At 64.7% G+C, this 25,509-nt stretch carries 18 protein-coding genes and 1 pseudogene; 10 read left to right on the forward strand and 9 right to left on the reverse strand.

The window, feature by feature from the left end; all coding sequences use genetic code 11:
• Window positions 1-16: 16 nt before the first annotated feature.
• From yccS to ACODS9_RS16330, 7 genes are all read right to left on the reverse strand, one after another.
• On the reverse strand, window positions 17-2,200 hold the full coding sequence (gene yccS, locus ACODS9_RS16300; RefSeq protein WP_489094283.1) for a YccS family putative transporter: 2,184 nt from the start codon (window positions 2,198-2,200) through the stop codon (window positions 17-19).
• A gap of 166 nt (window positions 2,201-2,366) precedes the next feature.
• Window positions 2,367-3,548, reverse strand: a complete 1,182-nt coding sequence (locus tag ACODS9_RS16305) for a BaiN/RdsA family NAD(P)/FAD-dependent oxidoreductase (protein WP_489094284.1) — start codon at window positions 3,546-3,548, stop codon at window positions 2,367-2,369.
• Window positions 3,549-3,604: 56 nt separating this feature from the next.
• A complete protein-coding gene (gene dbpA, locus ACODS9_RS16310; RefSeq protein ID WP_489094298.1) occupies window positions 3,605-4,942 on the reverse strand; it encodes an ATP-dependent RNA helicase DbpA in 1,338 nt (445 codons plus the stop codon).
• Between the two features lie 111 nt (window positions 4,943-5,053).
• On the reverse strand, window positions 5,054-6,481 hold the full coding sequence (gene mdtD, locus ACODS9_RS16315; protein ID WP_023632381.1) for a multidrug transporter subunit MdtD: 1,428 nt from the start codon (window positions 6,479-6,481) through the stop codon (window positions 5,054-5,056).
• A gap of 139 nt (window positions 6,482-6,620) precedes the next feature.
• Window positions 6,621-7,952, reverse strand: coding sequence for a TldD/PmbA family protein (locus ACODS9_RS16320; protein WP_489094285.1), 1,332 nt, complete (start codon window positions 7,950-7,952; stop codon window positions 6,621-6,623).
• Complete coding sequence (locus ACODS9_RS16325) at window positions 7,952-9,394, reverse strand: TldD/PmbA family protein (RefSeq protein ID WP_489094286.1); 1,443 nt, start codon at window positions 9,392-9,394, stop codon at window positions 7,952-7,954. Before ACODS9_RS16325 ends, ACODS9_RS16320 begins: the two co-directional genes overlap by 1 nt.
• Window positions 9,395-9,424: 30 nt before the next feature.
• On the reverse strand, window positions 9,425-11,221 hold the full coding sequence (locus ACODS9_RS16330) for an acyl-CoA dehydrogenase (protein ID WP_489094287.1): 1,797 nt from the start codon (window positions 11,219-11,221) through the stop codon (window positions 9,425-9,427).
• Between the two features lie 117 nt (window positions 11,222-11,338).
• Between ACODS9_RS16330 and ACODS9_RS16335 the strand changes: the two are divergent.
• The 3 genes and pseudogenes from ACODS9_RS16335 to ACODS9_RS16345 all read left to right on the forward strand — a co-directional run.
• Window positions 11,339-11,455: pseudogene (locus ACODS9_RS16335) on the forward strand (DUF3077 domain-containing protein); the annotation flags it as partial.
• A gap of 348 nt (window positions 11,456-11,803) precedes the next feature.
• Window positions 11,804-12,088 (forward strand): type II toxin-antitoxin system Phd/YefM family antitoxin, encoded by a 285-nt coding sequence (locus ACODS9_RS16340; RefSeq protein WP_489094288.1) that lies wholly within the window; start codon window positions 11,804-11,806, stop codon window positions 12,086-12,088.
• Window positions 12,054-12,362, forward strand: a complete 309-nt coding sequence (locus ACODS9_RS16345; RefSeq protein WP_031315114.1) for a Txe/YoeB family addiction module toxin — start codon at window positions 12,054-12,056, stop codon at window positions 12,360-12,362. Before ACODS9_RS16340 ends, ACODS9_RS16345 begins: the two co-directional genes overlap by 35 nt.
• 55 nt (window positions 12,363-12,417) lie before the next feature.
• Here ACODS9_RS16345 and putA read toward each other — a convergent pair whose 3' ends face one another.
• A complete protein-coding gene (gene putA / locus ACODS9_RS16350) occupies window positions 12,418-16,368 on the reverse strand; it encodes a trifunctional transcriptional regulator/proline dehydrogenase/L-glutamate gamma-semialdehyde dehydrogenase (protein WP_489094289.1) in 3,951 nt (1,316 codons plus the stop codon).
• Window positions 16,369-16,464: 96 nt separating this feature from the next.
• Complete coding sequence (locus ACODS9_RS16355; protein ID WP_489094290.1) at window positions 16,465-16,731, reverse strand: hypothetical protein; 267 nt, start codon at window positions 16,729-16,731, stop codon at window positions 16,465-16,467.
• On the opposite strand from ACODS9_RS16355, the gene putP reads away from it, so the two are divergent.
• The 7 genes from putP to ACODS9_RS16390 all read left to right on the forward strand — a co-directional run bounded on the left by putP (window position 16,730) and on the right by ACODS9_RS16390 (window position 25,486).
• On the forward strand, window positions 16,730-18,208 hold the full coding sequence (gene putP / locus ACODS9_RS16360; protein ID WP_046853960.1) for a sodium/proline symporter PutP: 1,479 nt from the start codon (window positions 16,730-16,732) through the stop codon (window positions 18,206-18,208). The two genes, ACODS9_RS16355 and putP, sit on opposite strands and share 2 nt — an antisense overlap.
• 90 nt (window positions 18,209-18,298) lie before the next feature.
• A complete protein-coding gene (locus tag ACODS9_RS16365) occupies window positions 18,299-19,135 on the forward strand; it encodes a 23S rRNA (adenine(2030)-N(6))-methyltransferase RlmJ (RefSeq protein WP_094012361.1) in 837 nt (278 codons plus the stop codon).
• A 194-nt stretch (window positions 19,136-19,329) separates the two neighbouring features.
• The gene (locus ACODS9_RS16370; protein ID WP_023630136.1) at window positions 19,330-21,087 is read left to right on the forward strand and encodes a carbamoyltransferase family protein; all 1,758 of its coding nucleotides are present in this window, start codon (window positions 19,330-19,332) and stop codon (window positions 21,085-21,087) included.
• A complete protein-coding gene (locus ACODS9_RS16375; protein WP_489094291.1) occupies window positions 21,071-22,201 on the forward strand; it encodes a glycosyltransferase in 1,131 nt (376 codons plus the stop codon). Before ACODS9_RS16370 ends, ACODS9_RS16375 begins: the two co-directional genes overlap by 17 nt.
• Window positions 22,201-23,097, forward strand: a complete 897-nt coding sequence (locus ACODS9_RS16380) for an antimicrobial resistance protein Mig-14 (protein WP_401108994.1) — start codon at window positions 22,201-22,203, stop codon at window positions 23,095-23,097. Before ACODS9_RS16375 ends, ACODS9_RS16380 begins: the two co-directional genes overlap by 1 nt.
• Before the next feature lie 2 nt (window positions 23,098-23,099).
• Window positions 23,100-24,527, forward strand: coding sequence for a PIG-L deacetylase family protein (locus ACODS9_RS16385; protein WP_401108996.1), 1,428 nt, complete (start codon window positions 23,100-23,102; stop codon window positions 24,525-24,527).
• Window positions 24,524-25,486, forward strand: coding sequence for a glycosyltransferase family protein (locus tag ACODS9_RS16390; protein WP_489094292.1), 963 nt, complete (start codon window positions 24,524-24,526; stop codon window positions 25,484-25,486). The genes ACODS9_RS16385 and ACODS9_RS16390 overlap by 4 nt, the downstream gene beginning before the upstream one ends.
• The last annotated feature ends 23 nt before the right edge of the window (window positions 25,487-25,509 follow it).

Here is a 25,509-nt window from a genome sequence, read left to right on the forward strand (position 1 = left end):
GTGTGGGAGCGGGCAATCAGGCGGGCTGGCCTTCCTTGATCAGATGCCCGGCCAAGGTCCGCAACGGCCCCAACTGCTGGCAGATCAGCGCCAATTGCGTCTGCACCAGGCGCTGATGCTCGTCCAGCTCCTCGGGCATCTGTTCCAGCGCGTTGGCCAGCGCCTCCTCGGCGTCGCTGTGGATCGCCACCGGCAAGCGTGCCGCCAGGCCATTGGCGATCTCGTCCAGGCTGCTGGCCAGGCTCCGCCCGGCACCATCGATCAACTGCTCGTGGACTTCGGCCGGCAGCGCTGTATCGCGGTGCGCGCCCAGCCCCGAGAGGTAACTCAGCAAGGTATGTGACAACACCAGGAAGCGGAAGCCGACGTCGGCCTCCTTACGGAAATGTCCTGGCTCCATGAGCATGTTGGCCAGGGTGGTCGACAGTGCCGCGTCGGCATTGTGCGCATTGCGCCGGGCCAGGCGGTAGGCCAGGTCGTCACGCTTGCCATGGGCATATTGCTGCATGATCTGGCGCAGGTACTCGCTGGCGCAGGCGAGGGTGTTGGCCAGCACCTTGTTCAACCGTCGGCCTTGCCAGTCGGGCAGGAACAGGAACACTGCGAGGATGGCGATCAGGCTGCCGACCAGGGTATCGAACAGGCGTGGCAGGAACAGCCCGTAGCCATCGCCGATCTGGTTGAAGCAGAACAGCACCATCAGCGTGATCGCCGCCGTGGCCAGGGTGTAGCGGGTGGTGCGGTTGACGAAGAACACCACCCCCGCGACCACCGCGAACAGCGACTGGACGATCGGGTTGGGGAACAGGTCGAACAGCGCCCAGCCCACGGTCAGGCCGATGGCGGTGCCGATGATCCGTTGCACCAGTTTGCGCCGCGTCGCGCCATAGTTGGGCTGGCAGACGAACAATGTGGTGAGGATGATCCAGTAACCCTGGGTCGGGTGGATCAGGTGAACCATGCCATAGCCCACCGACAATGCCAGCGACAGGCGCAGGGCGTGGCGGAACAGCAACGAGGTGGGAGTCAGCTGGGTGCGCAGGCGTTTCCACACATCCTTGAAGTTGCGTGGCGAGCGGTCGAGCAGGCTGCTGTCGCTGGCATCGGCCAGGCTGTCCGGGTTGCTGGCGGCGCTGAGCAGGCGGTCCAGCGTGGCCAGGTTGGCGGCCAGCGCCCGCAGCGAGCGCAGCAGGCTGCGCCAGGCCGGGTTGTTCTGGGTGCGCAGATGCTCCAGCGAGGCGTTGAGGTCTTCCAGTGCCTCGGGGTAGCCGCTGGCAAGCACGAACGGCTGGCGCAGGCGGATCGAGCGCGCCAGCTCCTGGCAGGACGAGCCCTGCTTGCGCAGCAGGCGCTGGCAGCGGAACATCACGTCGCTGTGAAAGAATGCCTCGGTCAGGCCGTTGTACGGATAGTGCGAGGCGCTGACCCGCTCATGGATGTCCTGGGCCAGGAAGTACAGCTTTAGGTAGCGGCTGACCTTGGAGTTGGGCTGGCTGTTGCCGACCCGGTGCAGGATGATCTCCTTGGCGGCGTTGAGCGCGGCCACGACCTTGCCATTCTGCTTGGCCAGTTCCAGGCGCGTGGCCTCGACATCGAGGGTGCGGACCGGCTCGAACAGGCTGGCCTTGAGCTTGAGGTAGCTGCCCAGCTCGTAGAACAGCCTGGCCAGGCTCTGTTGCACCGGCTGGTTGGCGAACAATGCCTGCCACAGTACCGACAGCAGCCCGTACCACGCCGCCCCCGCCACCAGTAGCAAAGGCTCGTGCCAGAAATCACTGACCTCTCCGCCGCGCTGGTCGACGCCGATCATGGTGTAGACCGAGAGGATCAGGGTGGCCGAGGCGATCGCCCCATAGCGTTCGCCCAAGGCCCCGAGCATGGTCAGGGAAAAGGCCGCCAGGGCCAGCGCGACCGCGAAGATCCAGGGATAGGGGAACAACAGCTCGACCGACAGCGCGGCGATGGCGAAACAGCCCAGGGTGACCAGCAGGGCACTGAGGCGTCCCTGCCAACCATCGTCGGTCTCGGCCAGGGCGCTGGCGATGATGCCGAGGAACAGCGGGATGAGCAGGCTCATCTCGTTCTGGTACCAGCACCAGGCCATGCTGCCGGTGAGGGCGATGGTCACGCGGATGGCATAGCTGAACTTGTCTTGGCCCCACAGGCGACGCAATGAATGGCGGAACGAGCTCGATGACATGATGGCCTGCTGGGCAGTATTCGAAGAAGAATCTCTGGGGCAACATTGCGGGGCAAGCCCGCTCCCACCGTTTTGACGTGGGAGCGGGCTTGCCCCGCGATGGTTTTTCACCCTTCGCAGCGATGGACCAGCAAGAAGCGTTCCGTGCTGCTGAATGGATTCTACTCTACACGAACTGCGCCGCCGCGTTGGCCGAAGCCCAGGCCCACTGGAAGTTGAAACCGCCGAGGTGCCCGCTCACGTCCAGCACTTCGCCGATGAAGTACAGCCCAGGGCTCTTCAGCGATTCCATGGTTTTCGAAGACACTTCGCGGGTATCCACCCCGCCCAGGGTCACTTCCGCGGTGCGATAGCCTTCGGTCCCCGCCGGCACCACCTGCCAGGCCGCCAATTTTTCGGCGACCTGCGCCAGTTCCGCAGGGGTGTATTGCTTCAGCGGCTTGGACTCGAACCACTGCTCGGCCAGCAAGTTGGCCAGCTTGCGGGTGAATACCTCGCCCAACACGGTCTTCAGCTCGCTGTTGGGACGCTCGGCTTGTTGGCCTTGCAGCCATTCCAGGGCATCGCGATCAGGCAACAGGTTGATCTCCAGCGTGTCGCCGGCCTCCCAGAAGGACGAGATCTGCAGGATCGCCGGCCCGCTCAGGCCACGGTGGGTGAACAGCAGGTTCTCGCGAAAGCTGGTGCCATTGCAGCTGGCGATGCAGTCCAGCGAGGTGCCGGACAGCTCGGTGCACAGTGCCTTGAGCTGGGGCTCGGTAATGGTGAACGGCACCAGGCCGGCGCGGGTGGGTAGCAGTTCGTGGCCGAACTGGCGGGCGACCTGATAGCCGAAACCACTGGCGCCGAGCGTCGGGATCGACAGGCCGCCGGTGGCGATTACCAGCGACTGGCAGGCGAATGGACCGGCGCTGGTCTGCAGGGTGTAGCCGGCCTCGGTCTTTTCGATCTTGTCGATGCTGGTGTTCATCCGCAGCTCGGCGCCGGCCTGGTCGCACTCGGCCAGGAGCATGTCGAGGATGTCGCTGGACTTGTTGTCGCAGAACAGCTGGCCGAGTTTCTTCTCGTGGTACGGCACGCCGTGCTTGCACACCAGCTCGATGAAGTCCCACTGGGTATAGCGGGCCAGCGCCGACTTGCAGAAGTGCGGGTTGTGGGAAAGGAAATTGGCGGGCTCGGTGTACATGTTGGTGAAGTTGCAGCGCCCGCCGCCGGACATGAGGATCTTCTTACCCGGTTTGTTGGCGTGGTCGAGCACCAGCACCCGGCGCCCGCGCTGGGCGCTGAGCAGGGCGCACATCAGGCCGGCGGCGCCGGCGCCGAGGATGATCACGTCGGTGGAGTGCACGGTGTTACCTCTTCAATAGCCGCGGCGATGGGCTGCACAGCAGCCCCAAAAAGACTTCAGACGATACGGACTTTCAGGGCGCGACCTTTGATCTTGCCGCTGTTCAGGCGCTGCATGGCCTGCTTGGCCACTGCCCGCTCCACAGCCACGAACGCGACGAAGTCGAAGATGGCAATCTTGCCCACCTGCTTGCCCGGCAACCCGGCGTCGCCAGTCAGCGCGCCGAGGATATCGCCCGGACGCAGCTTGTCCTTGCGTCCGGCGCCGATGCACAGGGTGGTCATCGCCGGCAGCAGCGGCTCGCCGCCTTTGTTCTTCAGGCTGTCCAGCTGCTCCCAGCGCAGCGGCTGCTTCTGCAGATCTTCGATGGCCTGGGCGCGATGGCCCTCGGCCGGCGCCACCAGGCTGATCGCCACGCCTTTCTCGCCTGCACGACCGGTACGGCCAACGCGGTGTACGTGGATCTCGGCATCACGCGCCAGTTCGACGTTGATGACCATGTCCAGGCCATCGATGTCCAGGCCGCGGGCGGCGACGTCGGTGGCTACCAGCACCGAGCTGCTGCGGTTGGCGAACATGGTCAGCACCTGGTCACGGTCGCGCTGCTCCAGGTCGCCGTGCAGGGCCTGGGCGACGATGCCCTTGGCTGTGAGGTGGGCGACCACGTCTTCGCACTGCTGCTTGGTGAAGCAGAACGCCACGCAGGACTGTGGACGGTAGTGGCCGAGTACACGGGTCACGGCGTCCAGGCGCTGCTGAGCGTCGATCTCGATGAAGCGCTGTTCGATCTGGTTGTCGCTGTGCAGCGCCTCGACCTTGACCTGCTGCGGCTGGCGCATGAAGGCCTTGGCCAACTGCTCGATGCCGGCCGGGTAGGTGGCCGAGAACAGCAGGGTCTGGCGGCGCGACGGGGTCTTGCCGATGATGCTGGCGATGGCGTCGAAGAAGCCCATGTCGAGCATGCGGTCGGCTTCGTCGAGCACCAGGGTGTTGAGCCCGTCGAGCACCAGGGTGCCTTTGTCCAGGTGCTGCTGGATGCGCCCCGGGGTGCCGACGATAATGTGCGCGCCGTGTTCCAGCGAGGCGATCTGCGGGCCGAGCGAGACGCCGCCGCACAGGGTGAGGATCTTGATGTTGTCCTCGGCGCGGGCCAGGCGGCGCAGCTCCTTGGCCACCTGGTCGGCCAGCTCGCGAGTCGGGCACAGCACCAGTGCCTGGCAGCCGAAGTAGCGCGGGTTGATCGGGTTGAGCAGGCCGATGCCGAAGGCGGCGGTCTTGCCGCTGCCGGTCTTGGCCTGGGCGATCAGGTCCTGGCCCTTGAGGATCACCGGCAGGCTCTGGGCCTGGATCGGGGTCATCGAGGCGTAGCCCAGGGCATCCAGGTTGGCCAGCATGGCGGCGGACAGCGGGAGGGTGGCAAAGGCGGTGGTTTCAACGGTCACGAGGCGGGCCTGCGGTGCGAAGCGAAAAATGTCGCACAGTCTACCAGCCTCACAGCCATTGCCCTACGACTCGACGTGTTCTTCCGGACGACGGGCGCGCCTTCCGTCTGTCGGCGCCAGTTGCAAGAAGATCGCCGCCGCCAGCATGGCCATCACGCCAATGGTGACGAAGGTCAGCTGGAACGCCCCCAGGGTGCTTTCCACGCCTTCGGCGCTGCCGGCCGCGGTGAAACCACCGAGCAGCGCGCCGGCGCAGGCCACACCCAGGCTCAGCGACAGTTGCGCGACTACCGACAGCAGGCTGTTGCCGCTGCTGGCGCTAGCGTCGTCGAGGTCGATCAGGGTCACGGTGTTCATCGCCGTGAACTGCATCGAGTTCACCGCGCCCAGCATCGCCAGCTGCGCCAGCAGCAGCGCATACGGCGTCTGCTCGTCGACCAGCCCCAGGCTGGCCAGCAGCAGGCCCAGCAGTAGGGTGTTTCCGGTGAGCACGATGCGGTAGCCGAGGCGCTCGATCAGCGGCCGGGCGACCGACTTGGCGAGCATCGCTGCCGCCGCCAGCGGAATCATGCTCATACCGGCCTGGGCCGGTGAATAACCCAGCGCCACTTGCAGCAGCAACGGCACCAGAAAGGGCAGGGCGCCGCTGCCCAGGCGGGCGAACAGGTTGCCAAGGATGCCGATGGCGAAAGTGCGCACGCGGAACAGTGACGGCGAGAACAGTGGCTCCGGGTCGCGTCCGGCGCGCAGCCAGTAGGCGGCCAGGCAGGCCATGCCGGCGAACAGCAACAGCATCACCCGCAGGTGCGGCAGGTGCAGTTCGCCCAGGCCTTCCATGGCGATGGTGATCAGCACCATCGCCGCCCCGAACAGCAGGAAGCCAGGCCCGTCGAAGGTGGTGCGCTCGGCGCCGCGCAGGTCGGGGATGAACCTCCACACCGCATAGCAACCCACGGCGCCCACCGGCAGGTTGAGCAGGAAGATCCAGTGCCAGCTGAGGATTTCCACCAGCCAACCGCCCACGGTCGGGCCAAGCAGTGGCCCGAGCAGGCCGGGGATGGTGATGAAACTCATGATCCGCACCAGTTCGCTGCGCGGGTAGGCGCGCAACACCACCAGCCTTCCGACCGGCAGCATCAGTGCGCCGCCCAGGCCTTGCACCACCCGGGCGAAGATCAGGAAACCGAGGCTGTTGGCCATGGCACACAACAGCGAGCCGAAGCTGAACAGCAGAATCGCGCTGAAGAAGATGCGCTTGGTGCCGAAGCGGTCGGCAATCCAGCCCGAGGCCGGGATCAGCAGGGCCACGGTGAGCATGTAGGCGATGATCACCCCCTGCATGCGCAACGGGTCTTCGGCCAGCGAGCGAGCCATGGCCGGCAGCGCGGTGTTGAGGATGGTGCCGTCCAGTGATTGCATGAAGAAGGCGATGGCCACCACCCAGGGGATCCAGCGGGCGGTGACGGGGTCCAGCGGGGCACGGTCGGGCATGGGTTACCTCAATGTCCTGTTTTGCCTGGGGCGGCCTCATCGCCGGCAAGCCGGCTCCCACAGGGGCAACGCACGCCGTTCAGTGTGGGAGCTGGCTTGTCGTGGCGACGAACCGCAGCGATGAGGCCGGTCCTGCGAATCACAGTGTCAGGGTCAACCCCTTCACCAGCGCCCCTGGCAGATGACTCGAACCGGTGCTGCGCTGCCCATAGGTACTGGTCGACAGGATCATCTCGCGCTCCTGGCTCAGGTCCTCCAGCTGGTTGCCCAGCAGGTTGTACAGGCTGTCGTCGAAGCGCATGGTGCTCACCGGGCCCTGGATCTGCCCGTTCTCCACCCAGAAGGTGGCGAAGCGGGTCAGCCCGGTCATGCGCGCCGCCGGCAGGTCCGAGTAGTTCAGGTACCAGAGGTTGCTGATGTAAAGGCCGGTGCCCAGGCGTTCGAGAATCTGCTCGTCGGGAAGGTTGCCCGGCGCCAGGCTCAGCGCGCAGGGCGACTCGTAGCTGTCGGCGCCATTGGCCTGCTGGCCGAATTCGACGGCGCTGCGCGCACTCACCAGTCTTTCCAGCGCCCGCCCTTCACCGATCAGCAGCAGGTCGCGGCGCGGCGAGCCCTCGTCGGAGAAGGCCGGACTCAGCGAGCCGCTGACTTGTTCGCGGAAGCTCACCAGCGGGCTCAACTGCGCGTCGCCGTTGTACAGGCGCTGCAACGGGCTGTTGCCAGTGGCCAGCGCCTGCGCGGAAAAACCACCCCAGCACAGCATGCCGGCGATCTCGTCCATCGCCGCTGGCGCCAGGTAAGCGCGGTAGCTGCCAGGCTTGAGGGTGACGGCTGGGCGCCCCAGGTGCGCCAGCTGTTCGCGAGCCTGACGCAGGCGCGCGGCAAAGGTTTCGCCGCTCCAGGCCTGCCCTGCGTAGTTGGCTTTGACGGCCTGGCCGTTGGCGTGGAACAGGCTCCAGTCAAAGTTGAAACTGTTGGCCTGGTGCCAGCCAAAGGCGCCGAACGAGCTGGCGAAGCCGCGGCAGATGGGGCCGGCGGCATAGATGCCGACCAGATCCAGGTCGCCGGCTTCGCGCTCGACCAAGGCCAGCACTTCGTCCAGCTCGGGCAGTGGCTGCTCCAGCAGGCTATGACTGTGCCAGGCGCTGTCGTCGAGGTTCAGGTAGGGATCCACAGCTAGCAGCGGCAGGGTCTGGCGCAGTTGCGCGAGGGCGTCGTGCAGGCGCTGGCGGTCCAATTCTGGATCGTCGCCCAGGGTGATCTGTTGCTCGGCCTGACGCCCTTCGCGGACCAGCCGCAACTGCACGCTGGCCTGGCTGACCAGCCCGGCCTGGCGCACCTTGGCATGGTTGAAGCGCACGAACTGCGAGTGCTCGGCGCTGTAGCCCAGGGTGAACTGCTCGCCGGGCTGCACGGCAGCGTTCAGACCATCGAGCAAGCTTTCGAAACGTTGCTGGTAGACGGTGCTCATCAGGCGTCCCCTCCAAATACGTCGATCTGGCGGAACACGCAGGCCGGCGAGGCATGGCCGACCCGCACCACCTGGTTGGGCTCGCCCTTGCCGCAGTTGGGCGTGCCGAGTACCTGGAAGGTGCTGCGGTCACCGACCGCCGAGAGGTTGCGCCAGAAGTCGGCAGAGATGCCGCGATAGTTCGGGTTCTTCACCACGCCCTTGAGTTCGCCGTTCTCGATCAGTTGGCCCCACTCACAACCGAACTGGAACTTGTTGCGCGCATCATCGATGGACCAGGAGCGGTTGGTGCGCATCAGGATGCCGTGCTCGATGCCGGCGATCAGTTGCGCCAGCGTCTGCTCGCCCGGTTCGATGTTGAGGTTGGCCATGCGGTCGATCGGCGCGCGGTTCCAGCCGCAGGCGCGGCTGTTGGCCACGCCGTCCAGGCCCGAGCGCAGTTGCGACAGGGCGCCACCCAGGGGGCGCACCAGCAGGCCATCACGGATCAGGAACTGCTTGCTGGCCGGAGTGCCGTCGTCATCGAAGCTGTAGCTGGCCAGCTCCTCGTGGATTGTCGGGTCGAAGGTCACGTTGAGCAGCTTCGAACCGTACTGCAGATGGCCGAAATCGCTGGCTTTGACGAAGCTGGTGCCGGCGTAGTTGCGCTCATCGCCGAGAATGCGGTCCAGCTCCAGCGGGTGGCCGATGGATTCGTGGATCTGCAGCATCATCTGGTCGGGCATCAGCAACAGATCGCGCTGACCGGCCGGGGTGTTCGGCGCCAGCAGCAATTGCAGCGCCTCGTCGGCCACCCGGCGGGCCGCGCCGAGCAGGCCGCAGCGCTCGACCACTTCAAAGCCGCCTTGCTGGCCGAAGTTCTCCCGGCCCAGGCTGCGGCTCTGGCTGTCCTGGCCGTCGCTGGCGGTGACGCCCAGGCCTGGGTAGATGAAGCGCTGGGCATGGCGCAGCTCGGCGCCGGCGGAGTTCAGGTAGGTCTGCTCGACCACGCTGAAGCCCAGGCTTGCCTGCCAGTCCACCAGGCGCTCGTCCCTGGGTACGCTGGCGGACTCGGCGGCGAGCAGCTCCAGGCAGTCGGCGAGGTTGGGCAGGGATTGTTCGAAATTGGGCGAGACATGATCGTGACGCCCGCTCGGGGCGGCTTGGCCGCTCAGGTCGAGCAGGCTGCTGGCCTTGATCCGCCGGGCGAGTGCCTCGGCCTGTTCCAGCGCGCGTTGCAGGCCTGCCTGGGACAGGTCGGCGGTGGCCGCGTAGGCCTCGACGCCGTTGACCCGCACGGTGAGCATGGCGCCTTCGTCCTGGCTGAAGAAGGGCGGCTCGGCGACGTTGCGCCGTACCGACAGTGACTGCTGCGATTGCTTCACATGGCGAAGCGAGAACAGTTCGGCCGTGCTGCGCAACGCGGCGAAGCGCTGGCGCAGCAGGGTGCTGGAGTCGAACATGGGAAACCTCCGTGTGCGCGGTGGCTCCCCCTAGAACCACCCCTCTTGCATGCCCAGGCACGTATCGTCGCGGGCCTCGAGCAAAGCGAGGTCATTATGGCAGCCCGGCACTTCCCAGGTGAGGAAATAACGCGCGGCCTGGAGCTTGCCCAGGTAGAAGTCGCGGTCGCTGCCCTTGAGCAGGCCGACCTCGGCATGGATGGCCTGCTCCAGCCAGCGCCAGCCGATCACGCAGTGGCCGAAGGCCTTGAGGTACAGCGCCGAGTTGGCCAGGGCCCCAGCGACCTTGCCTTGGGCCAGGTCACCGAGCAGGGCGAGGGTGACCGCTTGCAGGCGATTGACCAGCTGTTCCAGTGGCTGGCGCAGGTTGTCGAGGTTCGGGTGATGGCTGGCGCGCTCGCAGGTACCGGCGATCAGGCGGATCAGTTGCTTGAGCCCGGCGCCGTTGTTCTGCGCCAGCTTGCGCCCGAGCAGGTCGAGGGACTGGATGCCTTCGGTACCTTCGTGGATCGGGTTGAGGCGGTTGTCGCGGTAGTACTGCTCGACCGGGTACTCGCGGGTGTAGCCGTGGCCGCCGAGGATCTGGATCGCCAGTTCATTGGCCTTGAGGCAGAACGCCGAAGGCCAGGACTTGACGATCGGGGTGAGCAGGTCGAGCAATTCCTGGGCTTGCTGGCGGGTGTTTTCATCCGGCGCAGTGTGGGTGTCATCGAACAGCCGGGCTGCGTACAGGCCCAGGTCGAAAGCACCCTCCACGTAGGCCTTCTGTGCCAGCAGCATGCGCTTGACGTCGCTGTGCTCGATGATCGGCACGGCGGGGCTGTGCGGGTCCTTGTTGTCCGGCAGGCGGCCCTGTGGGCGTTGGCGGGCGTACTCCAGTGAATACAGGTAACCGGCGTAGCCGAGCATCACCGCGCCCATGCCGACGCCGATGCGCGCCTCGTTCATCATCTGGAACATGCAGGCCAGGCCCTGGTGCGGCTGGCCGACCAGGTAGCCGACGCACTGGCCGTTGTCGCCGAAATTGAGCGCGGTAGAAGTGGTGCCGCGCCAGCCCATCTTGTGGAACAGACCGGCCAGCAGCACATCGTTGCGCGGACCCAGGCTGCCGTCGGGGTTGACCAGGTACTTGGGCACGATGAACAGCGAGATGCCCTTCACCCCGGCTGGCGCGTCCGGCAGCTTGGCCAGGACCATGTGCACGATGTTCTCGGACAACTCGTGATCGCCGCCGGAGATGAAGATCTTGTTGCCCTTGAGCCGGTAGCTGCCGTCGCCTGCGGGTTCGGCGCGGGTGCGGATATCGGCCAGTGACGATCCGGCATGGGGCTCGGTCAGGGCCATGGTGCCGAAGTAGCGGCCCTCGATCATCGGCTGCAGGAACAGGCGCTTTTGCTCTTCAGTGCCGAAACTCTCGATCAGGTTGGCCGCGCCCATGGTCAGGAACGGGTAGGCCGTGGTGCCAGCGTTGGCCGCCTGGAAGTGGGCAAAGCAGGCCTGTGATACCAGGCTTGGCAACTGCATGCCGCCGACTTCGAAGTCGCGGTTGGCGTTGAGGAAGCCCGCTTCGAGGAAGGCGTCCACGGCCGGTTTCACTTCCGGGATCAGCTCGGCGCGGCCGTCCACGTAGTGGGGCTCGTTTTCATCGGCTTTGCGGTTGTGCGGGGCGAAGTACTTTTCGGCAATGGCGCGGGCGGTGGTCAGCGCCGCGTCGAAGGTCTCGCGGCTGTGCTCGGCGAAGCGCGGACGCTGGGTCAGGGCCTCGGCGTCGAGGACTTCGTAGAGTTCGAAGGCGAGGTTGCGGCTGCTGAGGAGTTGCTCGGACATGGCTGCATTCCTGGTTCGGGGTGCAGCGAGTCTAGGCGGGGTAGTGGGGCAGGGGACAGGTTAATTGGTGTGGGTGATATGGGGGCAGAAGTGGCCATCGCCCAGGTCACCTTGGGCGACCTGACCATCACCGGGATCATGGAGGAAAAGCTCCAACTGCTCTGGGCCTCGTATTACCTGAGCGCCCTGGCCAAGGCACTGATGGACGATGCCAAACTGGGCATGGGGTGTTGACGACCCAAAAGGGTATCGCGGGGCAAGTCGCATCGGCGCATTGCCGCTCCCACGCATTTGGGTACTGCCGCGGGAGTGGGGCTGTCTTGATATCGTGCCATGCGCCGGTTTGGGACAGCTCCTACATGGCAGCAGGACTTAACGCTGTTTTGCCGCTGCGGGAATTCCGGTTCCATATCCACCTTTCCCAGCGGCAATCAGTTCTCCAAATAGTTTCAGGGCTCGACCTTGCGAGTTGTACGCAAGTTTGTACAATGTTTGGCAGGCAGGTCGCACAGCGCCGACCTGCCATCAAGGCCTGTTGACTCTCGAGAACTGATCCAGGCGGTACCTGGAAAGGAAAGAAAAATGCATGTACTGACGTTCAGCCAGGCACGCGCCGACCTGAAGCAGACAATGGACGACGTATGCCGGGACCATGAGCCGGCAGTCATCACACGTCAGCGTGGCGAGCCGGTCGTGATGATTTCGCTCGAGGACTACAACGGCATGCGCGAGACCATGTACCTGCTGGCGTCGTCCGCGAACGCCAAGCGTCTTCGCGCTTCCATTGCTCAGCTCCGGGCTGGTAAGGCCGTTACCCAGGAACTGGCACTCGATGAATGTGAAAGCCAAGCAACGAAACAAGACTGAGGCGCGAAGCACCACAAGCGTGGCCTTCACTGCTGAGGGGTGGGAAGACTACGGTTACTGGCGAAACAGTGATGTCGCTATCTTCCAGCGCATCAACACGATGATCTGTGAGTGTCTGCGCAGCCCTTTCAAAGGCACCGGCAAGCCAGAGCCGCTCAAAGGCGACCTGTCAGGTTTCTGGTCTCGCCGTATCACTCGCGAACACCGATTGGTCTACTTCTACGAGGCGGGAACCCTGACCATCCTGCAGTGCCGTTACCACTATGACGATTAGGCCAAGCGCCCACAAAAAAGGAGAGCCGAAGCTCTCCTTTTTTGTTAGATCGGTGTCAACCGATGGTCATCAGGCTGGCGTTACCACCTGCCGCCGCGGTATTAACACTCACCGCCCGCTCGATCACCAGCCGCTCCAGGGCGATCTGGTGATCGCCGCTCGACAGCCCATGCACGCCGACGATCGCGCCGGCACGCTTGGCCACCTGCTCGCAGACCCCGCGCAACTGGTCGGAGTGACCGTGGTGGATGACCGCGTCGAAGGCGACCTCGTCCTTGCTCCAGTCAGCCACCAGCTTGATCTTCGCTTGCAGCTCCTTCGGCAAACGGCCACGCACGGTCTTGGCCGGTTCGCCGTCCTGGAACACCGCCGAGCTACCCACGGCCAGTACCGCTGCCAGCTGGGCCAGCAGGTCGGCCTCGTTGTCGGCCAGGCACAGCACGTGTTCGCGTGGCAGCACGCTGTAGGTGTTGCGCTCGCCGGTCGGGCCTGGCAGCACGCGGGTGATGCCGCTCTGCGACTGCTCGGCGAACTGCTCGCACAGCGCGACCAAATCGCTCATCTGGCTGCTGGCCGCCCAGGTCTTGAGGGTGGTCAACGGCTTGAGCTGCTGGTCGCGCAGGGTGGTGTCGGCCTTGCTGCGTGCGTCGTCGGCCTGGAAGTGGCGGGCGATGGCGTCGGCCGGGCGGGTCGACAGCAGACGGTACAGGTACAGCGGGCCACCGGCTTTCGGGCCGGTGCCCGACAAGCCTTCACCGCCGAACGGCTGCACACCGACCACGGCGCCGACGATGTTGCGGTTGACGTACATGTTGCCGGCGTTGACGTTGTCCACCACCTTGGCGATGGTCTCGTCGATGCGGGTGTGCACGCCCAGGGTCAGACCGTAGCCGGAAGCGTTGATCTGCTCGATCAACTGGTCCAGGTCCTTGCGGTTGTAGCGCACCACGTGCAGCACTGGACCGAAGATTTCGCGCTTGAGCTCGTCGAAGCTTTCCAGTTCGATCAGGGTCGGCATCACGAAGGTGCCGCGCTTGATCTCTTCACCCTCGGCGATGGCCACCTGGTAAACGCTGCGGCCTTTGTCGCGCATGCCCTGGATGTGCTTCTCGATGCCGGCCTTGGCTTCGGCGTCGATCACCGGGCCAATGTCCACGGACAGGCGCTCCGGGTTGCCCAGGCGGCTTTCGGCCATGGCGCCCTTGAGCATCTCGATCACGCGGTCGGCGGAGTCTTCCTGCAGGCACAGCACACGCAGGGCCGAGCAACGCTGGCCGGCGCTGTCGAAGGCCGAAGACACCACATCGATCACCACCTGCTCGGTCAGCGCCGAGGAGTCGACGATCATCGCGTTCTGGCCGCCGGTTTCGGCGATCAGCGGGATCGGACGGCCCTGGTTGTCCAGGCGCCCGGCAATGTTGCGTTGCAGCAGGCGGGCGACTTCGGTGGAACCGGTGAACATCACGCCCTTGACGCGCTCGTCACCGACCAGGCCGGCGCCGACGGTTTCGCCCTGGCCCGGCAGCAGTTGCAGCACGCCTTCGGGGATGCCGGCTTCCAGCATCAGGCGCACGGCCTGGGCGGCGATCAGCGGGGTCTGCTCGGCGGGCTTGGCCAGTACCGGGTTGCCAGCGGCGAGGGCCGCGGCCACCTGGCCGGAGAAGATCGCCAGCGGGAAGTTCCACGGGCTGATGCACACCACCGGGCCCAGTGGGCGGCAGTTGTCGTTGCGCAGGTCGTTGCGTGCTTGCACCGCGTAGTAGCGCAGGAAGTCCACCGCCTCGCGCACTTCGGCGATGGCGTTGGCGAAGGTCTTGCCGGCTTCGCGCACCAGCAGGCCCATCAGCGGCTGGATATCGGCTTCCATCAGGTCGGCGGCGCGTTCGAGGATCGCGGCGCGTTCGGCCGGGGGAGTGGCCTGCCAGATCGGCGCGGCGTTGAGCGCGCACTGGATGGCATTGTCGACGTCGGCGACGGTGGCTTCCTGCACATGGCCAACCACATCGCGATGATCGGACGGGTTGAGCACCGGCGAGGCCGGCTGCTCGCTGGCGGCGCAAGCCAGAAGCGGCGTGGCTTTCCAGTCGTTGTGGGCGGTGGCAAGCAGGGCGCAGGACAGCGACGCCAGGCGATGTTCGTTGGCCATGTCGATGCCGGCCGAGTTGGCCCGCTCGCTGCCGTACAGCTCACGCGGCATCGGGATGCGCGGGTGCGGCAGGCCGATGCTGCCTTCCTGGGTACCCATGCGCTCGATGCTGGCGACCGGGTCGGCAACCAGTTCCTGAATCGAGATCGAGTGGTCGGCAATGCGGTTGACGAACGAGGTGTTGGCGCCGTTTTCCAGCAGGCGGCGGACCAGGTAGGCCAGCAGGGTCTCGTGGGTGCCGACCGGTGCGTACACGCGGCACGGACGGTTCAGCTTGCCCTCGGAGATCTTGCCCACGACTTGCTCGTACAGCGGTTCGCCCATGCCGTGCAGGCACTGGAACTCGTACTGGCCCGGGTAGTAGTTCTGCCCGGCGATGGTGTAGATGGCCGACAGGGTGTGGGCGTTGTGGGTGGCGAACTGCGGGTAGATGGCTTCCGGTACCGACAGCAGCTTGCGCGCGCAGGCAATATAGGAAACGTCGGTGTACACCTTGCGGGTGTAGACCGGATAGCCTTCCAGGCCCTCGACCTGGGCGCGCTTGATCTCGCTGTCCCAGTAGGCGCCCTTCACCAGGCGGATCATCAGGCGGTGGCGGCTGCGCTTGGCCAGGTCGATGACATAGTCGATCACATATGGGCAGCGCTTCTGGTACGCCTGGATAACGAAGCCGATGCCGTTCCAGCCGGCCAGCGACGGCTCGAAGCACAGGCGCTCAAGCAGGTCCAGCGACAGCTCCAGGCGATCGGCTTCCTCGGCGTCGATGTTCAGGCCGATGTCGTACTGCTTGGCCAGCAGGGTCAGCGACAGCAGGCGCGGGTACAGCTCGCTCATCACGCGTTCGTACTGGGCGCGGCTGTAGCGCGGGTGCAGGGCCGAGAGCTTGATCGAGATGCCCGGACCTTCATAGATGCCACGGCCGTGCGAGGCCTTGCCGATCGAGTGGATCGCCTGCTCGTAGGAGGCCAGGTATTTCTGCGCGTCGTGCTCGGTCAGCGCGGCTTCGCCGAGCATGTCGTAGCTGTAGCGGAAGCCCTTGGATTCGAACTTGCTTGCGTTGGCCAGGGCCTCGGCAATGGTCTCGCCGGTGACGAACTGTTCGCCCATCAGGCGCATGGCCATGTCGACGCCCTTGCGGATCATCGGCTCGCCGCTCTTGCCGATGATGCGGGTGAGCGAGGAGGTCAGGCCGGATTCGTTGTGGGTGCTGACCAGCTTGCCGGTCAGCAGCAGGCCCCAGGTGGCAGCGTTGACGAACAGCGACGGGCTGTTGCCCAGGTGCGGCTGCCAGTTGCCGGTGCTGATCTTGTCGCGGATCAGTGCGTCACGGGTGCCTTTGTCGGGGATGCGCAGCAGGGCTTCGGCCAGGCACATCAGCGCCACGCCTTCTTGCGAGGACAGCGAGAACTCCTGCAGCAGGCCCTGGACGATGCCGGCGCGGCCACCGGCGCTCTTCTGGTTGCGCAGCTTGTCGGCCAGGCTTGCGGCCAGCTTGTTGGTGGCTTCGGCCTGGGCGGCCGGCAGGCGTGCCTGCTCCAGCAGCATCGGCACCACTTCCTGCTCGGGGCGGCGGTAGGCGGCGGTGATTGCCGAGCGCAGTACCGACTGCGGCAGGATGCTTTCGGCAAACTCCAGGAAGCACTGGTGGGCGTGGTCGGCGGCGACTTCGCCGGCGTCGTCGCCAGCGGCGGCATGGCCGTTGAGGTCGTTCAGGGTGGCGCCACCCTCGAGCTTCTCGAGATAGTTGAAGATCGCTTGCTTGATCAACCAGTGCGGCGTGCGGTCGATGGACTGCGCAGCTGCTTTGAGTCGCTCACGGGTCGGGTCGTCGAGTTTGACCCCAAGGGTGGTCGTCGCCATTTCTTATCCTCGTTATTGGCCACGGATGTGGCCTAAGCTGGCGGCAAGATTAGCCTGTAGGACAATTGGGGTGCAACCGGGTGCAACCCGAATTTTTCATGCCTCAGGTGCAACTCGTCTGAAGGGTATTTCTGAACCACCGAAATGGCTGTTTTTGCTGCATTTAAGTATGAGAAACGTCGTTTTTGCTCCGAAAAGAAGCAAGAAAGCGGTTTTATCTGAAAATGCAGGCTTGGGTGCAACTTGCAAATGAAAAATGGTTGCACCTGATTCATGTTGTTGCATAGGATGCGCCGCCTGGGTGCAACCGTCGTCGTGCACGGCGAGTCGCAGAGATAAAAACAACGCCAGGGCACAACTCATGGGCAATCCAATCACGATCACCTTCGTGATCTACATCGCGGCAATGGTGCTGATCGGCTTCGCGGCCTATCGCTCCACCAAGAACCTTTCCGACTATATTCTCGGCGGCCGTAGCCTCGGCAGCGTGGTCACCGCGCTTTCCGCCGGCGCATCGGACATGAGCGGCTGGCTGCTGATGGGCCTGCCGGGCGCCATCTACTTCGCCGGCCTTTCCGAGGCCTGGATCGCCATCGGCCTGACCGTCGGCGCCTACCTGAACTGGCTGTTCGTCGCCGGCCGTCTGCGCGTGCAGACCGAGCACAACGGTGACGCCCTGACCCTGCCGGACTACTTCGCCAGCCGCTTCGAGGACAAGACCGGCCTGCTGCGGATCATCTCGGCCATCGTCATCCTGGTGTTCTTCACCATCTACTGCGCCTCCGGCATCGTCGCCGGCGCCCGCCTGTTCGAAAGCACCTTCGGCATGTCCTACGAGACCGCCCTGTGGGCCGGTGCCGCGGCCACCATCGCCTACACCTTCGTCGGTGGCTTCCTGGCGGTGAGCTGGACCGACACCGTGCAGGCATCGCTGATGATCTTCGCGCTGATCCTGACCCCAGTGATCGTGCTGATCTCCACCGGCGGCTTCGACCAGACCTTCGCCGCCATCGACGCGGTGAACCCGGCGCACTTCGACATGTTCAAGGGCGCCACCTTCATCGGCATCATCTCGCTGATGGGCTGGGGCCTGGGCTACTTCGGCCAGCCGCACATCCTGGCGCGGTTCATGGCTGCCGACTCGGTGAAGTCGATTGCCAATGCCCGTCGCATCTCCATGACCTGGATGATCCTCTGCCTGGCCGGTACCTGCGCCGTGGGCTTCTTCGGTATCGCCTACTTCTCGGCGCATCCTGACCTGGCCGGTCCGGTCACCGAGAACCACGAGCGCGTGTTCATCGAGCTCGCCAAGATCCTGTTCAACCCATGGGTTGCCGGTGTGCTGCTGTCGGCCATCCTGGCGGCGGTGATGAGCACCCTGAGCTGCCAGCTGCTGGTGTGCTCCAGCGCCCTGACCGAAGACTTCTACAAGGCCTTCCTGCGCAAGAACGCCTCGCAGACCGAGCTGGTCTGGGTCGGCCGCCTGATGGTGCTGGCTGTCGCGCTGATCGCCATCGCCATGGCCGCCAACCCCGAGAACCGCGTGCTTGGCCTGGTGGCCTACGCCTGGGCTGGCTTCGGTGCCGCCTTCGGTCCGGTGGTGCTGATCTCGGTACTGTGGAAAGGCATGACCCGCAACGGCGCGCTGGCCGGTATCGTGGTCGGTGCACTGACCGTGATCCTGTGGAAGAGCTACGTCGGCCTGGGGCTGTACGAGATCATCCCGGGCTTCCTGTTCGCCAGCATCGCCATCTTCGTGGTGAGCAAGCTGGGCAGCCCGACGAACAGCATGGTTTCGCGTTTTGAAACCGCTGATGCGGCGTATCACGCTGACAAGTAACGCCTGCTGAATCGGCGTTGTCCCTATCGCGGGCGATGCTTTTTGCCGGCTGCAAGGCAAGGTAAACTTGCAGCCCCCGCAGGAGTCCTCATGAACTATCGTCACGCCTTCCACGCCGGCAACCATGCCGACGTCCTCAAGCACATCGTGCTCACCCGCCTCATCGCCCTGATGTCGCGCAAGGAGCAGCCGTTCGCCTATATCGATACCCACGCAGGGCTTGGCCTGTACGACCTGCAGGGCGACCAGGCGAGCCGTACCGGTGAGTACCTCGAGGGCGTCGCCCGCCTGTGGAATCGCGATGACCTGCCAGCCGTTACCGCCGACTATCTGGGTGTCATCAAACGCCTGAACAAGAACGGCGAGCTGCGTTACTACCCGGGCTCCCCCGAGCTGGCCCGGCGTTTGATGCGTGAACAGGACCGTGCACAACTCAACGAAAAGCACCCTGAAGACGGCGTGCTGCTCAAAGAGAACATGAAGAAGGATCCGCGAGTCACCGTGCACCTGGGCGAGGGTTGGCACATCCCGCGGGCGCTGCTGCCGGTGCAGGAAAAACGCGCGATCATGCTGATCGACCCGCCGTTCGAGCAGGCCGACGAGCTCAAGCGCTGCACCGTGGCGATGAAGGAGGCGATCGGTCGCATGCGCCAGACCGTCGCGGCCATCTGGTACCCGATCAAGGACCAGCGTTCGCTGACCCGCTTCTACCAGGACCTCACCAGCACCGGCGCGCCCAAGCTGCTACGCGTGGAGCTGTATGTGCATCACCAGGACAGCCCGCAGGGCCTGAACGGCTCGGGCCTGGCCATCGCCAACCCACCGTGGGGCCTGGAAGACGAACTCAAGGAGCTGCTGCCGTGGTTGGCCAAGGAACTGGCACAGACCGCCGGCAGCTTCCGCATGGACTGGCTGATCGCCGAATAAACAGGCGTCGCAAGCACCGTGGGAGTGGGCTTTCCCGGCGATGGCGTCAGCAGATCCAACGCCATCGCGGGGCAAGCTCGCTGCCACGTCTATGCATCGCGTCTGGCGATCTTTGCGTTATAATCCCGCCCTTTAGCCGCCATCCGCCTGAATGGCCGGTGGCGCACTTCATACCGATTTGAGAGGCTAACCCCTTGGCACTGACGATTCTTGGCCTGTCCGGCGCCCTTAGCCATGACCCTTCCGCGGCCCTGTACATCGACGGCAAGCTGATTGCCGCCGCCGAAGAAGAGCGCTTCGTGCGTGACAAACATGCGAAGAACCGCATGCCCTACGAGTCGGCGAAGTTCTGCCTGGAGCAGGCCGGCATCAAGCCGTCGGACGTCGACGTGGTGGCCATTCCTTTCGCCCCGATCAGCCTGTTCGGCAAGGCCCGCTGGCACTACGCCAAGCGCTACTGGTACGCCCCGGATCGCGCTCTCGACGCGCTGCTGATGGGCAACCGCCGTTACAAGCGCTACCGCAAGAAGATCGTCTGGTGCCTGGAGCAGCTGGGCTTCGATCCGAAGAAGATCAAGATCGAACCGGTCGAGCACCACCTGGCCCACGCCTCCAGCGCCTACCATTGCTCGGGCTTCAAAGAGAAGACCGCAATCCTCGGCATCGACGGCAAGGGCGAGTACGCCACTACCTTCTTCGGCTATGGCGAAAACGGCAAGATCCACAAGATCAAGGAATTCTTCGACCCGGACTCCCTGGGTGGCCTGTATGGCGCGATCACCGAGTTCCTCGGCTTCGAGATGCTCGATGGCGAGTTCAAGGTCATGGGCATGGCGCCGTACGGCGATGCCAGCAAATATGACTTCTCGCGCCTGGCCAGCTTCGAAAACGGCGAGCTGGTGATCAACACCGAGTACGCCAACGTCATCGGCCTGCGCCGCTATAAAGAGAAGGGCAAGGGCTTCTACTTCTCGCCCAAGTTGATCGAGTGGTTGGGTCCGAAGCGCGAAGGCGACATCGCCGACGAGCCGTATATCCACTACGCGGCGAGCATGCAGGCGTTGTTCGAGAAGCTCGCCCTGCAGATGATCGACCACTACCTGGGCGATACCCTGAAAGAGACCGGCAAGCTGGCCTTCGCCGGCGGCTGTGCGCTGAACGTCAAGCTGAACCAGAAGATCATCGCCCGCGATGACGTGAAAGAGCTGTTCGTCCAGCCAGCGTCCGGCGACGCCGGTACTGCGGTGGGTGCTGCTGCCTACGTGTCCCACGCCCGTGGCGTGCCGGTCGAGAAGATGGAGCACGTCTACCTCGGCCCTGCGTACTCCAACGAAGACGTGATCGCCGCCTGCGCCCGTCACCCGAGCAAACCGGTATGGCGCAAGCTCGAGAACATGCCCGAGCAGATCGCCAAGATCATGGTCGACGGCAACCCGGTGGCCTGGTTCCAGGGCCGCATGGAGTTCGGCCCGCGCGCACTGGGTGGTCGCTCGATCATCGGTTGCCCGAGCGTGCCGGGCGTGGCCGACCGCATCAACCACCAGATCAAGTTCCGCGAGCGCTGGAGGCCTTTCTGCCCGTCGATGCTCGACACTGTCGCGCCGCAGATGATCAAGATCGATCATCCGGCCCCGTTCATGACCTTCACCTTCGAAGTGGCAGAAGAGTGGAAGACCCGTGTGCCGGAAGTGGTCCACGAGGACGGTACCTCGCGTGCCCAGGTGCTCAAGCGCGAGTACAACCCGCGCTACTACGACATGATGAAGGCGCTGGAAGACCTGACCGGCAACGGCGTGTCGCTGAACACCTCGCTCAACCGCCGTGGCGAACCGATGATCTGCTCGCCGACCGACGCCCTGAACATGTTCTTCGGCTCGGACTTGCAGTACCTGATCATGGAAGACATCCTGGTGGTCAAGGAAGGCGCCGCGCCGTATGACCAGCCGCTCTGAACCGCGGATCCTGCAGTTCTGCCATGGCTATGACGGGCCGTTCCTCGACTGCGCCCGTCAATACGCCAGCCTGTTCCAGGGCAGCGGCTACAAGGTCACCACCGTGTTCCTCACCGGGGCAGCTGACGCGCAGGTCGCGGCTGGCTGCGCCTCGGACGAGGTATTGTTCCTGGAATTCAGTTCAAAGGCCGTGCGTGGCCTGAAACTGGGTGCCATCGCCGCGCTGCGCAAGATCGCCGCGCAGCGCAATTTCGCGTTCTGCATCGCCCACCGCTTCAAGCCGATCTATGTCGCGCTGCTGGGCACCGGCCTGCCGGTGATCGGCGTGCACCACGCGTTTGGCGACTACCAGCGCAAGGGTCGTCGCCTGTTCGCCAACCTGTTCCGCAAACGCCTGAGCCTGCTCGGTGTCTCGGACGCGGTGCGCGACGACATGCGACGCTGCCTGGGGCAGTGGCCGGCCGAGCGTATCCAGACCCTGTACAACCGCATTGATGTCGAGGCATTGCAAGCCCGCCTGGTGCCGCGTGACGAGGCGCGTCGCGCCTTGGGCCTGGATGAGCAGGCATGGGTGGTCGGCAATGTCGGCCGACTGCACCCGGACAAGGACCAGGCCACGCTGTTGCGCGGCTTCGCCGAAGCCTTGCCTGGCCTGCCGGCTGGCGCGCGGTTGGCAATCCTGGGCAAGGGCCGCCTCGAGGCACCGCTCAAGGCATTGGCCAGTGAGTTGGGCATTGTCGGGCAGGTGGACTTCCTCGGCCAGGTGCCGGACGCCCGCCGTTACTTCCGCGCCTTTGATGTATTTGCGCTGAGCTCCGACCATGAGCCGTTCGGCATGGTCCTGCTCGAGGCCATGGTGGCGGGCGTGCCGCTGCTGGCCACCGCCTGTGGCGGCGCCCGAGAAGTAGTCGAGGGCGTGGGCGTGCTGTTCCCGCTGGGGGATGCCGCGCAGCTGGCCCAGGGCCTGAAGCATATGGCCGGGCTGGACGCCGGGCAGCGTGAGGCCTGTGCTTTGCACATGCTGCAGCGCTTGCAGCAGCGTTTCAGCGACCAGGCAGTGCGCGATGCCTTCTGGCAGTTGCCGCAGGTGCGTGCGCTGGTCGCGGAGGCCTGATGCTCAACTTTATCCAAGGCTGGCGCGAACGCGGTTGGCAAGTCATCGACGCGGCCGCCTACGGCGAGACCTGGCAGCGGTTTGGCGGCAGTGTGGCGACCCATCCTCTGGTGATCGAGCAACTGGCCGACCTGGCCCAGATCCCAGTGCGCTATCTGGGGTTTCCGCAGGGCGGCGAGCTCAAGGCCGCGTTGCCGGTATGGGGGCGACACTTGGCGCTGTCCAAGGACGTACTCAAGCGTCATGGCAAGAAAGGCCTGTTCGACCTGGGCAACGCCGAGATCATCCTGCCAGCCGCCGATGACTGCGCCGCGCCGCTGCGCCATGCCGGGCGTTACCTGTCCGAGTTGAACCAGGGCCGTTTCAGCGGTCTCAAGGCGCAGCCAGAGCAGTTGGCCATGTCTCGCCCGCACGAGGACCTGTCGAAGAAATTTCGCTATAACCAGCGCCGTGAGCTGCGCCTGCTGGAAGAGGCCGGCGGCCAGGTGCGACCGATTGGCGATTTCACTGCAGCCGAGATCGCGGCGATGTACTGTGACTTGTTCCAGCGTCGCTGGGGGTTCCCGGCTACCGGCGCGGCCCGCATGGCTGAAGTGGTCGAGCGCCTGCGCGAACTGTTGATTGGCTCCGTGCTGTTCCTGGAGGGCGCGCCGATCGCGATCCAGCTGGTGTATCGCGTCGAGGCGCCACAATGGATCAGCGTCGAATATGTAAACGGCGGTGTCGACCCGCAGACCAAGGCCTTCAGCCCTGGTAGCGTACTGAGCTTCCTCAATACCCAGGCTGCCTGGGAGGATGCCAATGCCCGAGGCAAGGCGCTGCGGTTCTCCTTTGGCCGGGCCGATCGAGAGTACAAGGATCGTTGGTGCAACCCCGTCAACGTCTTCCAGGTCTGAACATGAGCGCCAACAAGCAGCAACTGCTCAAACGCCATCGCAAGCGCAAGCGGGTGATCCTGCTGGTGTTGCTTGTCGCGCTGGTGCTCACGGCGCTGTGGGCATGGTGGTTGCCGCCTGTTCTCGCGGTGTTGTTGTGGGTGGCCCATGAGGCCTGGTTCTCCGACCACCTGTTCTACGTGCCCGGCAGCGACTACCAGTACGATTTGCAGGCCAGCGAGCGTCATGCGCTGCACAGCCATGGTGGGGTGCTTGCGTTGCCGAAAGATTGCCAGCTGGACGGCAGCGAGACCCTGTTGCTGCGGGTGAATCTTCGCGCCGGTTGGTTGGGGCGCCTGCTCGACCCGGCGGTACGCATCGAAGGGGGCGTCGCCGATTGCCAGGCCTTCGAGCGTGGTGTTCGCGGTGTGCGCTACCTGAACCTGGGGGGGCAGGCCGAGGCGCTGAGCGCCGGGCGGCTGCGCCTGAGTGGCCGGCACTGCCGCGTGGCGCCGGAGATGGAATTGCTGGTGTTCCGTCACGGCGACTACCTGGCCGGCTCGCTGATGGTCATCGCACCCCATGCCGACGATGCCGAGCTTGCGGCATTCGCCGCTTATGCCCAGGCAAAAAGCAGCTGGATCGTGACTCTGACCGCAGGCGAGATCGAGAACGCGTATTATCGCGAAACCTTCGGCCTTGACTTGGTAGAGGCGGCCCGGCTCAAGGGCGAGTTGCGCAGTTGGGACAGCATCGCCGTACCCCGCTGGGCCGGGGTGCCTTCCCAGCAGTGCGTGCAGTTGGGTTATTTCTGCATGCAGCTGCCGGCCATGCAGGCCGAGCCCGAGACACCTGTCGCATCGCGCGAGGCCGACCTGATCGACACCCGGCCATTCCGCCGTTTCAACGAGGTCGCGCTGTGCAGCGATGCCGATGGCCAACCGACCTGGAGCAACCTGGTCCAGGACCTGCGCGAGCTCATCGAGCATGCGCGCCCGGCAACCATCGTGATGCCGCACCCGACGCTCGATCCCCACCCGGACCACGTGTGCGCCCATGACGCCCTGCAGCAAGCGTTGCAAGGGGCGAGTTGGCAACCGCAAAACTTGCTGTTGTACGCCAATCACCTGCACGACAATGATCGCTGGCCGATGGGCGATGCCGGTACCGGGGTGCCTTTGCCACCGTTCTTCGATGCAAGCCTGCCCATGCGCCCCTGGGTGCTTGGGGTTGGCGAGCAGCAGCAGAGGCAAAAGGCCATCGCATTGGGTATGATGCACGACCTGCAGCCTGCGGCTCCATTCAAACGCAGGGTTCGTCGCTTCCTGCAGCGCTGCCTGGCCGCCCGGCGCTGGCCGGCATTCGGTGACAATGAATTCTTCCGCAAGGCCGTACGGCGCCACGAACTGCTGTGGGTCGGTACAGTGATCGACAAGAGAGAGCCACGGTGAAAGTCCTGTTCCTGGTCCAGAAAGAGCAACGCGCCATCCTGGACCGTCTTTACGAAGGCATCGCGGCCGACTGCGAGTGCGACATACGTTGGCTCACCGGTGACGAGCAGGCTGATCTGCGCGGCTACTTCCATCGCCATGTGCAAATCGATCAGTACGACCGCATCCTGTTCTTCCTGCGGTTCAAGAAAGAAATCCGCCAGGCGCGCTTCATCCGCACCATCCCGAATCTGGTGATCCTCGAGCACGACGCCTATCAGAACTACATCCCGTGCAAGTACACCGGCAAGTTCAGCGAGTACTATCGCCAGTTGCCGTGGGCACGGGTCATCACTTCAGGTGCCGTGGTTACCCGTCGCTTGCGTGATGAAGGCTTCGATGCGGTATTCGTACCGAAGGGCTACGACCAGGCGCTGCTGCGCAACGAAAACCGCGAGCGCGACATCGAACTGGCGTTCGTCGGCAGCCTGCGCAGCGTGGCCTACTCGGGTCGCAAGCAGATGCTCGAGTCGATCGCGGCGGTGGAAAATCTGCTGATCACCCGCACCAAGTCGGGCGAGGAATACAGCCAGACCCTTAGCCGCATCCGCTTTTTCGTCAGTGCCGACGTCGGCATGGGCGAGTACATGATCAAGAACTTCGAAGCCATGGCCTGTGGTTGTGTCCTGTTCGCCTATGACCAAGGCGAGGAGGAGAACCAGGCACTGGGTTTCGTCGATATGCACAACATCGTGCTCTATCGCGACCTTGAACAACTACGCGAGAAGCTCGCCCAACTGCGTGGCGACCTGGCCCTGGCCGAGCGTATCTCGCGCAACGGCCAGCAACTGGCCGAGCAGCGTTATACCTTTCACGCGCTTGGGCAGGCGATCACCGAGGCCATGCGTGCGCCGCTACGCCCAGCCAGCAAACCCGGCCTGGTGGAGCGCCTGCTGCGTGCCATTGGTTGGTCGCGTTAAGCCCTAAAACACATCGAGGAAGC

It is taken from the genome of Pseudomonas sp. FG36, from assembly GCF_057809275.1.

Coding starts and splice junctions, on each gene's coding strand:
- ACODS9_RS16385 (WP_401108996.1), top strand. CDS start 23,100: ATGAGCGCCAACAAGCAGCAACTGCTCAAACGCCATCGCAAGCGCAAG.
- ACODS9_RS16355 (WP_489094290.1), bottom strand. CDS start 16,731: ATGAGTTGTGCCCTGGCGTTGTTTTTATCTCTGCGACTCGCCGTGCAC.
- ACODS9_RS16345 (WP_031315114.1), top strand. CDS start 12,054: ATGAATGTGAAAGCCAAGCAACGAAACAAGACTGAGGCGCGAAGCACC.
- putA (WP_489094289.1), bottom strand. CDS start 16,368: ATGGCGACGACCACCCTTGGGGTCAAACTCGACGACCCGACCCGTGAG.
- ACODS9_RS16330 (WP_489094287.1), bottom strand. CDS start 11,221: ATGTCCGAGCAACTCCTCAGCAGCCGCAACCTCGCCTTCGAACTCTAC.
- ACODS9_RS16375 (WP_489094291.1), top strand. CDS start 21,071: ATGACCAGCCGCTCTGAACCGCGGATCCTGCAGTTCTGCCATGGCTAT.
- putP (WP_046853960.1), top strand. CDS start 16,730: ATGGGCAATCCAATCACGATCACCTTCGTGATCTACATCGCGGCAATG.
- dbpA (WP_489094298.1), bottom strand. CDS start 4,942: ATGCTGGCCAACCTGGATGCCCTGGGCTACGCCTCGATGACCCCGATC.
- ACODS9_RS16365 (WP_094012361.1), top strand. CDS start 18,299: ATGAACTATCGTCACGCCTTCCACGCCGGCAACCATGCCGACGTCCTC.
- yccS (WP_489094283.1), bottom strand. CDS start 2,200: ATGTCATCGAGCTCGTTCCGCCATTCATTGCGTCGCCTGTGGGGCCAA.
- ACODS9_RS16340 (WP_489094288.1), top strand. CDS start 11,804: ATGCATGTACTGACGTTCAGCCAGGCACGCGCCGACCTGAAGCAGACA.
- mdtD (WP_023632381.1), bottom strand. CDS start 6,481: ATGCCCGACCGTGCCCCGCTGGACCCCGTCACCGCCCGCTGGATCCCC.
- ACODS9_RS16380 (WP_401108994.1), top strand. CDS start 22,201: ATGCTCAACTTTATCCAAGGCTGGCGCGAACGCGGTTGGCAAGTCATC.
- ACODS9_RS16320 (WP_489094285.1), bottom strand. CDS start 7,952: ATGAGCACCGTCTACCAGCAACGTTTCGAAAGCTTGCTCGATGGTCTG.
- ACODS9_RS16325 (WP_489094286.1), bottom strand. CDS start 9,394: ATGTTCGACTCCAGCACCCTGCTGCGCCAGCGCTTCGCCGCGTTGCGC.